Source organism: Lysinibacillus sp. Bpr_S20 (assembly GCF_023337835.1).
GTDB lineage: Bacteria > Bacillota > Bacilli > Bacillales_A > Planococcaceae > Lysinibacillus.
In genome coordinates this window covers 1-9847 of sequence record NZ_JALNLQ010000022.1, presented here as the reverse complement: position 1 = coordinate 9847, position 9847 = coordinate 1, and the positions used below count along the sequence as shown (strand labels likewise).

The window sequence follows — 9847 nt, the reverse complement described above, 5'->3', positions numbered from 1 at the left end:
ATTGGGGTATAGCCAAGCGGTAAGGCAACGGATTTTGATTCCGTCATGCCTAGGTTCGAATCCTAGTACCCCAGCCATTCATTTCTTAGTTTGAGCCATTAGCTCAGTTGGTAGAGCATCTGACTTTTAATCAGAGGGTCGAAGGTTCGAGTCCTTCATGGCTCATCATTTTTTATAATTGCGCCCGTAGCTCAATTGGATAGAGCGTCTGACTACGGATCAGAAGGTTATGGGTTCGACTCCTGTCGGGCGCGCCAAAAAAGCCTAATAGTATCGGAATGTAGCTCAGCTTGGTAGAGCACTTGGTTTGGGACCAAGGGGTCGTAGGTTCGAATCCTGTCATTCCGACCATCTTTCCTTATTGTTGGGGCCTTAGCTCAGCTGGGAGAGCGCCTGCCTTGCACGCAGGAGGTCAGCGGTTCGATCCCGCTAGGCTCCACCATTTATATATTTCCGGAGGTATACCCAAGTCTGGCTGAAGGGATCGGTCTTGAAAACCGACAGGCGGGTAACACCGCGCGGGGGTTCGAATCCCTCTACCTCCTCCATTTTTCCGGGTCAGTAGCTCAGTTGGTAGAGCATTAGATTGAAGCTCTAAGTGTCGGCGGTTCGATTCCGTCCTGACCCACCATATGCGGGTGTAGTTTAATGGTAAAACCTCAGCCTTCCAAGCTGATGTCGTGAGTTCGATTCTCATCACCCGCTCCAAAAATAATGGGCCTATAGCTCAGCTGGTTAGAGCGCACGCCTGATAAGCGTGAGGTCGATGGTTCGAGTCCATTTAGGCCCACCATTATTCCGAAGTAGCTCAGTTGGTAGTAGCACCTGACTGTTAATCAGGTTGTCGCAGGTTCGAGTCCTGCCTTCGGAGCCACGGCCCGTTGGTCAAGTGGTTAAGACACCGCCCTTTCACGGCGGTAACACGGGTTCGAATCCCGTACGGGTCATCAAGCATGTTGCACATTAGTGCGACATGCTTTTTTTATGCCAACTATACTGACAACAAGATACCATTCATGAATGAAATTGTATCTCTAATTCCCAGGTAGTAACGTCTACTCTTAAATATTGAGATGGGGATAATGACTGAAGGCTTCTCTTGTCTATACTTGGGCATAGAAGTTAAAGCCTTTGACGGATGTCACGGAATCGGAAGGGATTTCATGTAGGGTGTTAGCCTAAAATCATCATATCCATGCGGTAACGGCTAATTGATTGTAACAGTAAAATGCCACGTCCTACGGCATTACCAAAATCAACGACATCGTGTCGATCCTCAATACAGGCTAAGCGAAAGGACAATTCCGGACGCAATTATGCCAAGATATAATTCATTAAAAAACCATGCTCAATAGTTTTTCCTCTGTAATTTCCTCTAATTTTTATAATGTCTACTCAAAATGGGAACCCTAATCCATAAATAAATTTAGAAAAATAAAAGAGATGATATTAAATATTGAACAAAGTATTTCATATATAAAAGATGTATGTTTTCTAGCAGATATTTTCGTGGTGAATATAGTTCTATTCCTCTAATATGAGGGTAGATGGAGGAATTCGATATGAATTTACATGAAGTACAGCAGTTTTTAGAACTTTATCAAGTAGAACAAAATAAGTCGAAAACATGGCTAGAAAATAAATTACAGCAAATTAAAACAGCAGGCGAATATATACCGACAACAGAAGAATTAATCTTTGGTGCACGAGTGGCTTGGCGCAATAGTAATAAGTGTATTGGTCGATTGTTTTGGCAATCGCTACATGTTGTAGATGCCCGTGATATTTCAAATGAAGAGGGTATCTTCACTGCTTTGCTTGAGCATATTAAGTATGCAACTAATGGTGGGAAAATTCGCCCAACAATAACGGTTTTTGCACCAGGGCGAGTTCGTATATGGAATCATCAGCTAATTCGTTATGCTGGCTATGAAACGGAGTCTGGGATCGTTGGTGATCCGCATTCAGTTGACTTTACAAAAGTATGTGAATCACTTGGCTGGCAAGGTGAAAGAACAGCCTTTGATATCCTTCCGCTTATTGTACAGGTGGATGGAAAGGAGCCACAGGTGTTTATAATTCCTGATGAATATATACTCGAGGTACCAATTCGTCATCCAGGATCTCCTCAAATAGAGAAGTTAGGATTGAAATGGTATGCAGTGCCGATTATTTCAAGCATGCGCTTCCAAATGGCAAGTATTGATTTTGAGGCCGCCCCATTTAATGGTTGGTATATGGGTACAGAAATTGGGGCACGTAATTTAGCGGATCAAGAACGTTATAATATGCTTCCTGCTATTGCAGAAATTTTCAATCTCGATACAACTAGACAGGCTTCTCTATGGCGTGATCGTGCATTAGTTGAGCTGAATATTGCAGTTCTACATTCCTTTAAAGAGGACGGTGTCAGCATTGTAGATCATCATACAGCTGCACAGCAATTTAAATTGTTCGAGGAAACAGAAGCAGCAATAGATCGTAAAGTTACAGGCAATTGGACGTGGTTGATCCCACCTCTTTCACCAGCTACAACGCATATTTTCCATAAGCCTTATGTTAATGTTTATAATACACCGAACTATTTTTATCAGAAACCAATGTATGAATAGAACTGTTTTATTTATATACTGAATGTTGTCTTTCGCAAATAAAAAAAAGCACTGGTTTGTTTAAAACTAGTGCTTTTTAACTTCTTTCAGAGGATATCCGAGCACCCGCTGAAAGAAGTTAAAGCCTCCGGCGGATATTAATTCACATATTCATTTTTAGAAGCTCTAAATGAACATATGAAGAGTATTAATACTACGATGACAAATAACCAACCCGCGGTATTCCAGCCGCCGAATAAATCATGCAAATAACCAAATAAGATTGGACCGATTGCGGCTAATAAATACCCTAATGATTGGGCAAACCCTGATAAATCAGCTGCCTCAAAAGCTGTACGGGTACGTAGTGTAAAGAACATCATTGCTAAAGCGAATGAAGCCCCTCCAGCTAAGCCTAGTAGCACCATCCACAGTACAGCGAGGCTCTTCCATTCCATCACTACTCCGATAAAGCCAACTAAGTAAAATACAGTAAACATTAATACGAGAGGTCGTTGAGATGTCATTTTACTAGCGATAATAGGCACCACTAAAGCCATTGGGACTTGTGAAAATTGCATGATGGAAAACATCCACCCTGCACGATCTGCAGCTAATCCTTGTGATATATATATTTCAGGAATCCAAGCGGCGGTTGTGTAGAATAATAATGATTGAAACCCCATAGCGCCCGTTACTGCCCAAGTAACAGGAGATTTCCATAATGGTGTACGTTCTTTCGTTGTTTTAACAGTCGGTTCAGGCTTATTAAATTTCAACTGCGGAATCCAAATTAAAATGGTTAACACGACAAGAACAAGTGCGATTGCCAGCGCTCCTTGCCAGCCAAGTGATGAACTGGCAACAGGATAGCTAATGCCAGCACCGAGTCCAGCTGTTAAATTCATCGACATTGTGAAAAATGCCATAAGTAAACCTACGTGATAGGGAAACTTTAATTTAAGTAATCCCGGAATTAGTACATTACCGAATGAAATGGCTATGCCGATTAACATAGTACCGACTATGAGTAAACTAGTTGTGCCAAGGGAGCGTAGTACAATTCCTAACGCTAAAAGAATAGTTGATAAAAATAATGTTATTTCTAGCCCCAATTTACGTGCGACAATTGGTGCGAATGGAGAAATGATTGCAAATGCTAGTAGTGGGATCGTTGTTAGAAAGCCCGCTAGTATATTAGATATGCCGAGATCTTCACGGATAAAGGAAATAATAGGTCCAACCACTGTTAGCGGCATCCGTAATGTCGAAGCAATACAAATTACGCCGATAACTAGTAATAAGGTTGTACCTTTCCAGTTAATTTTCCTGCTTGAATAAGTATCGGTATGTTCATGTGTAGTCAAGTAAATCCCCCCCTGTTAGAACAATTTTGATTGAATTACTATACTACTTTATCACACTAATCAAAATAGTGGAAAATTCACAAAATACCGAACATTGTTCGAGTTATTGAAATGGCATAGGTCGTATGTTAAACTAAAACCCATCATAAATTTAATATTTATATACCTCATGTTTATAGTGAGGTAGAGGTCGCGGTATTTAAGAGTATGCTAATGGAAATGACAAGCATTAGAGATATTAGTTGAAAGGAAATACTGCCGAAGTGTGAGGGGACTTGAAAACCTCATGCTGGGGCTGTCTCCGAAAGGAACAGAACTGTCACGTTTGAACAACGTGTTGAGCTATCATTTTGAAAGAACAGAGGATTTACTTAGCCATCACAGTAATGTTCATGTGATGGCATTTTTTTGCCTCTTATAAAAGGAAGGAAGCTATAACGTGAGTGAGATAAAAGTCAATCAGCTCGGTCATAAAGCGCCGAAGTTGAAAAAAGAATTAAAAAGCCGTCATATTACAATGATTTCATTAGGCGGTACAATCGGTACAGGATTGTTTTTAGCTAGTGGAGGTGCCATTGCGCAAGCAGGTCCTGGAGGTGCACTACTCGCCTACGCATTAATCGGTATCATGGTGTATTTTTTAATGACGAGCTTAGGAGAAATGGCAGCCTATATGCCATCATCGGGTTCATTTAGTACGTATGCTACCAAATTTGTAGACCCAGCTCTAGGCTTTGCACTTGGTTGGAACTACTGGTACAACTGGGCAATAACAATTGCGGCAGAGATTTCTGCTGTGTCATTAATTATGAAATATTGGTTCCCAGATAGCTCATCAGCACTTTGGACTGTTTTATTTATTGCGGTCGTTTTAACGTTTAATCTATTATCGGTAAAAAGCTATGGTGAAAGTGAATATTGGTTTTCCATGATAAAGGTTGTAACTGTCATTATCTTTATAATCATTAGTTTCTTAATGATTTTTGGTATTTTAGGAGGAAAAGCTCCTGTAGGCTTTACGAATTTCTTTATCAGTGATGGACCATTCCACGGTGGCTTCCTTGCTACATTTGGTATTTTCTTAGCTGCGGGATTCTCGTTCCAAGGAACAGAGCTACTTGGAATAACAGCAGGCGAGACAGATGACCCTGGAAAAAATATTCCGAAAGCAGTTAAGTCGGTTTTCTGGCGCATTCTTTTATTTTATATTTTAGCGATTGGTGCAATTGGCATGCTGATTCCATTTACAGACGCACGTTTGTTATCTGAAGATATTGCTGTGTCACCATTTACACTGGTGTTCGACCGTTTAGGAATTGCCTTTGCTGCTTCATTGATGAATGCTATCATTCTAACAGCGATGCTATCAGCAGGGAATTCAGGGCTTTATGCATCGTCACGTATGCTTTGGCAATTAGCGGTAGATGGACATGCACCGAAATTTTTCACTAAACTAAGTCGTCGAGGTATTCCAATTTATGCATTATTGGCGACTTTAGCAGTAGGCTGCCTAGCATTTTTAGCTTCATTCTTTGGTGATGGTGTGGTCTATATGTGGCTTCTAAATGCTTCCGGGATGTCTGGCTTTATTGCCTGGCTAGGAATAGCATTTAGCCATTACCGTTTCCGTCGAGCGTTCGATGTACAGGGCTTAGATCCGAAATTGTTGCCGTATAAAGCAAAGCTATTTCCATTCGGTCCGCTGTTTGCCTTTACGGTTTGTATGATTGTTGTTATTGGACAAAACTACAATGCCTTTATGGGTAATACAATAGACTGGTACGGAGTCCTTGTCTCGTATATCGGTATTCCACTGTTCTTGCTGTTATGGCTTAGCTATAAAATTAAGCATAGAACAAAAATGATTCCACTAGAGCAATGTGATTTAAAAGTCGAATAATTAATAAAAAAGCTGTCCTGTGAGTTATAAAAATGCTCGCAGGACAGTTTTTTTAGGTATGAAATATAGAAACCTCAGAAATTTGTATAGATAAAATTTATTTATTCAGATTTAAACGGAGGGTTTCTAGTTTCCAAAATTTTTGCCTACTTTTGGTGGTAAGTCCGGATGTGGTAGACTGTTGTATAAATGGCAATCAATAGATATGTTGGAAAGAGGTGCGTGAAGGTGCAAAAGCATATTTTATTAGTAGAAGATGACCAAGCCATTCGTGAAATGGTAGAAAGCTATTTAACGATGGAGGGGTTCCTTGTTACCTCTGCCGTAAATGGAGAAGAAGCACTACAAAATTGTTTAAACAATCCCTTCGATTTAGTAATTTTGGATATTATGATACCGAAACTTAATGGATTAGAAGTTTTAAAGATTGTACGAGAGCAAGCATCACTTCCGATTATCATTATGTCAGCTAAGGATAGTGATGTCGATAAAGCGTTAGGCCTAGGGTTGGGGGCAGATGATTATATTGCCAAGCCATTTTCGATGCTGGAATTTTCGGCGCGTGTCAAAGCCGCAATTAGAAGAGCTACAAAATACGCCAATCAAGAAGAGGATAAGAAAGATATAGTAGAGGTAGACAACTTATTGATTGACCTTGTTAATTTTTCGGTAGAGAAGAATGGACAAATGCTAAAGCTAACGTCGAAGGAATTTGCCATCTTAAAATTATTTGTAACAAATCGTAATCGTGTTTTTACAAAGCAGCAGATTTATCAATTGATTTGGAATGATGCTTACTATGGGGATGAAAACATTATTAATGTACATATAAGAAGATTACGTGAAAAAATTGAAGACGATCCATCCAATCCGCAATATATTAAAACGCTTTGGGGCATCGGCTATAAATTTGAAGGGTAAACGCTATGATTATATTTTTATTACTGATAATGGTGTTACTCGTAGGAATTATTATTTTTCAGGTGAGAGCAAAAAGGCAACAGGACGCTACGATTCAATACATGCATCAAAAACTGCAAGTAATCATTGATGAACAATCGAACGAAAAGATTTTAGTGTCGACGGTCAATCAGGAATTGCAGCAGCTACTTATTGTGATGAATGCGTTGTTAGATCACAATCAAAAAGTGCGGGCAACACATCGAAAAATGGAAAGCTCCATGAAAAAAATGCTGGCCAATATTTCGCATGATCTTAAAACGCCTTTAACAGTTGTACTAGGTTATTCGGAAATGCTGCAGCTTAATCAGTCACTTAGTGATGAAGAGCGGCAAAGGTTACTCATTGGTGTTCATTCTAAAACATTGGAAGTATTAAAAATAATTCATACATTTTTTGACCTGGCAAAATTGGAGGCAGGAGATACAGATTATCCAATGACGAAAATTAATGTAGGTGAAATTTGCCGAAAAAATATTTTATCATTTTACGATATGGTCACGTCTATGGGATTAGAGATTGATATAGAAATACCAGAAATGTCCATGTATGCCCTTGGTAATGAAGAAGCGTTAGATAGGGTACTGAATAATTTATTGTCAAATGCTATTGCCTACGGTGCTGCAGGAAACATCATTGGGCTCACGGTAAGAAATGATGATACTACTATTTTTATTGATGTTTGGGATCGTGGTAAGGGGATTGACGAATATCATATTGATAATGTTTTTGAAAGATTGTATACGCTTGAGGATTCTAGAAATAAATCCTTTCAAGGGAGCGGTCTTGGCTTAACGATTACAAAACGTCTTGTAGAATTAATGGAGGGCTCTATCCAGCTTTCTAGTATCCCATATGAGAAGACTATTTTTACAGTTTCTTTAAAACGAATGACATACTGAGCAGCCGCGCTTGTAGAGCAATTTTATGGCTTTACAAGCTTTTCTTCTGCACTTAAGAAATTTGTAAGAATCAAGTAATAAATTAGAGAGCTTCATTTTTTATAATAAGGATAGCTAAATTTAAGGGAGAGATCTACATGACATATATTGTGAAAACAAATCAGCTTACAAAGGTGTTTGAGGGAAAAGAAGTCGTTTCTGCTGTGACTATGCATGTGAAAAAGGGAGAGATTTACGGGTTTTTAGGTCCTAATGGTGCCGGAAAAACGACAGTCATGAAAATGTTAACAAACCTTACGAAGCCAACGAGTGGAGATATTGAAATCTTTGGTGAAAAATTAATGGACCGCTCATACGATGTGCTAAAAAGGATGGGAACGATTATCGAATACCCGATTTTTTATGAAGATTTAACAGCAAAGGAAACATTAGAATTACATTGCGAATATATGGGCTATTATGACAAGAAAGAGATAACCCATGTTCTAGATTTAGTAAAGTTAACAAATACAGAGAATAAGCGTGTGAAAGACTTTTCTCTTGGAATGAAACAACGATTGGGTATTGCACGTGCAATTATTACGAAGCCGGAATTACTTATTTTAGACGAACCGATTAATGGACTAGACCCAGTTGGCATTAAAGAGCTTCGAGAGCTATTTAAGATGCTTTGTAAAGAGTATGGAATTACGATTATTATCTCTAGTCACATTTTGGGTGAAATTGAACAATTGGCAGATACAGTTGGGGTTATTAAAGATGGAAGATTAATTAAGGAAGTATCAATGGACGCTGTCAACCGTAGTCAAGCAGATTATATTGAAGTGATTGTTAATGATGCGAAAATGGCTGCCTTTATTATAGAAAGTAAATTGAACATTACTAACTTCAAACTAATGGATGATTATTGTATTCGAATTTATGAATCAACGGCTTCCCAAAAGGTGCTATCTAAAACATTGATTGAGCATGATATTGAAATTGAGGGCATTAGCAAAAAAACAAGCTCATTAGAGGATTATTTCTTGAAGTTAATCAATGGAGGTGTAGCTAGTGCTTAATTTAATGCGGCTAGAAATGAAAAAATACCATATTGGTTCATATATAAAAAAAGCCGTTTTAGCAAATTTTATAATACTAGGTGTTATATTTCTGCTTATCTTTATTACTAAAGTAGAAGGGGATCAAGATCTCAGAAATTATCAGGCGGCATTTGGCTTTATAGATTCAGGTGTAAGAGCAGTATTTATTATTTTTGCTAGTGTGTTAATCGCTAAATTCATTATTGGAGAATTCAAATATAGAACCATCACTGTAGCATTTATGTATCCATTAAGTAGAAAAAAATTAATTGCTTCAAAGCTAGCCATTGTTGTTCTTTTTACTTTTTGTGCAATTATTTTATCGACTATTTTTGTAACAGCAGTTTTTTGTACTGTTAGTGAGAGTTTCCAATTGCTTCCGGATACATTAACGCTTTCTTTCATAATACAACGAATTCCCGCTGTGATTATGAATGCAGTTTCATCATCATGCATCGCATTAATACCATTGTATTTTGGTATGAAAAAATACTCTATTCCGGCAACGATTGTATCATCTATATTAATTGTATCAGTCGTATCATCGAATTCAGGCAACTTCACCCTGTATGATATAATTTTCATACCAATCACTTTAGCTATTATCGGTATAAGCGTAGCCTATTTATCATTCCGAAACATTGAGAAAATAGATATTTAAAGTTGAAAAAATAGCGCATCGTAGTAGGGGTGACAATTGTATACCATATAAAAGTTGATTGAAGAGGAGACTTGGCGACTCCTAGGGGATTAGCTATAGGGGAACGAAGGCTAAAGGCATGGCGAAAGCAAAGCGGCAGCAACAAATGTTTTATCTGTGCGAAAGCAAAGCGGCAGCAACAAATGTTTTATCTGTACGAAAGCGAAGCGACAGCAACAAATGTTTTATCTGTGCGAAAGCAAAGCGGCAGCAACAAATGTTTTATCTGTGCGAAAGCAAAGCGGCAGCAACAAATGTTTTATCTGTACGAAAGCGAAGCGACAGCAACAAATGTTTTATCTGTGCGAAAGCAAAGCGGCAGCAACAAATGTTTTATCTGTGCGA

General features: G+C 38.6%; 8 protein-coding genes, 11 tRNA genes and 1 riboswitch. Of the genes, 18 read left to right on the top strand and 1 reads right to left on the bottom strand.

The window, feature by feature from the left end; translation table 11 throughout:
* Positions 1-2 precede the first annotated feature (2 nt).
* The 12 genes from MWJ95_RS24200 (at position 3) to MWJ95_RS24145 (ending at position 2612) form a co-directional block, all read left to right on the top strand.
* Positions 3-77, top strand: a tRNA-Gln gene (locus MWJ95_RS24200).
* A 15-nt stretch (positions 78-92) separates the two neighbouring features.
* Positions 93-165 (top strand) — tRNA-Lys (locus MWJ95_RS24195).
* A 15-nt stretch (positions 166-180) separates the two neighbouring features.
* A tRNA-Arg gene (locus tag MWJ95_RS24190) sits at positions 181-257 on the top strand.
* Positions 258-274: 17 nt separating this feature from the next.
* A tRNA-Pro gene (locus MWJ95_RS24185) sits at positions 275-351 on the top strand.
* 15 nt (positions 352-366) lie between these two features.
* Positions 367-442, top strand: a tRNA-Ala gene (locus MWJ95_RS24180).
* A gap of 13 nt (positions 443-455) precedes the next feature.
* Positions 456-548: transfer RNA gene (locus MWJ95_RS24175), tRNA-Ser, on the top strand.
* 7 nt (positions 549-555) lie between these two features.
* Positions 556-631: transfer RNA gene (locus MWJ95_RS24170), tRNA-Phe, on the top strand.
* Between the two features lie 3 nt (positions 632-634).
* Positions 635-708, top strand: a tRNA-Gly gene (locus tag MWJ95_RS24165).
* Positions 709-716: 8 nt separating this feature from the next.
* A tRNA-Ile gene (locus MWJ95_RS24160) sits at positions 717-793 on the top strand.
* Positions 794-797: 4 nt separating this feature from the next.
* Positions 798-874, top strand: a tRNA-Asn gene (locus tag MWJ95_RS24155).
* Position 875: 1 nt separating this feature from the next.
* Positions 876-947 (top strand) — tRNA-Glu (locus MWJ95_RS24150).
* Between the two features lie 615 nt (positions 948-1562).
* Positions 1563-2612 carry a nitric oxide synthase oxygenase gene (locus MWJ95_RS24145; protein ID WP_283164812.1) on the top strand — a complete coding sequence of 350 codons (1050 nt, stop codon included), beginning with the start codon at positions 1563-1565 and terminating at the stop codon, positions 2610-2612.
* A gap of 137 nt (positions 2613-2749) precedes the next feature.
* Here the strand turns inward: MWJ95_RS24145 and MWJ95_RS24140 are convergent, their stop codons facing one another.
* Complete coding sequence (locus MWJ95_RS24140) at positions 2750-3958, bottom strand: CynX/NimT family MFS transporter (protein ID WP_249075654.1); 1209 nt, start codon at positions 3956-3958, stop codon at positions 2750-2752.
* Positions 3959-4134: 176 nt separating this feature from the next.
* A riboswitch (Lysine riboswitch) is annotated at positions 4135-4311 on the top strand.
* Between the two features lie 86 nt (positions 4312-4397).
* Between MWJ95_RS24140 and MWJ95_RS24135 the strand changes: the two genes are divergently transcribed.
* The 6 genes from MWJ95_RS24135 to MWJ95_RS24110 all read left to right on the top strand — a co-directional run.
* A complete protein-coding gene (locus tag MWJ95_RS24135; protein WP_249107381.1) occupies positions 4398-5858 on the top strand; it encodes an amino acid permease in 1461 nt (486 codons plus the stop codon).
* A gap of 228 nt (positions 5859-6086) precedes the next feature.
* Positions 6087-6779: a response regulator transcription factor gene (locus MWJ95_RS24130; protein WP_249107380.1), complete on the top strand. Its 693-nt coding sequence runs from the start codon at positions 6087-6089 to the stop codon at positions 6777-6779.
* A gap of 5 nt (positions 6780-6784) precedes the next feature.
* Complete coding sequence (locus MWJ95_RS24125; RefSeq protein ID WP_249107379.1) at positions 6785-7720, top strand: sensor histidine kinase; 936 nt, start codon at positions 6785-6787, stop codon at positions 7718-7720.
* 137 nt (positions 7721-7857) lie between these two features.
* Entirely contained in the window at positions 7858-8781 is a 924-nt protein-coding gene (locus MWJ95_RS24120; protein ID WP_249107378.1) for an ABC transporter ATP-binding protein, read from the top strand.
* A complete protein-coding gene (locus MWJ95_RS24115) occupies positions 8774-9463 on the top strand; it encodes an ABC transporter permease (protein WP_249075649.1) in 690 nt (229 codons plus the stop codon). The genes MWJ95_RS24120 and MWJ95_RS24115 overlap by 8 nt, the downstream gene beginning before the upstream one ends.
* Before the next feature lie 118 nt (positions 9464-9581).
* Positions 9582-9847 (top strand): hypothetical protein (locus MWJ95_RS24110; protein ID WP_249107377.1); only part of this gene is annotated, 266 nt, incomplete at its 3' end.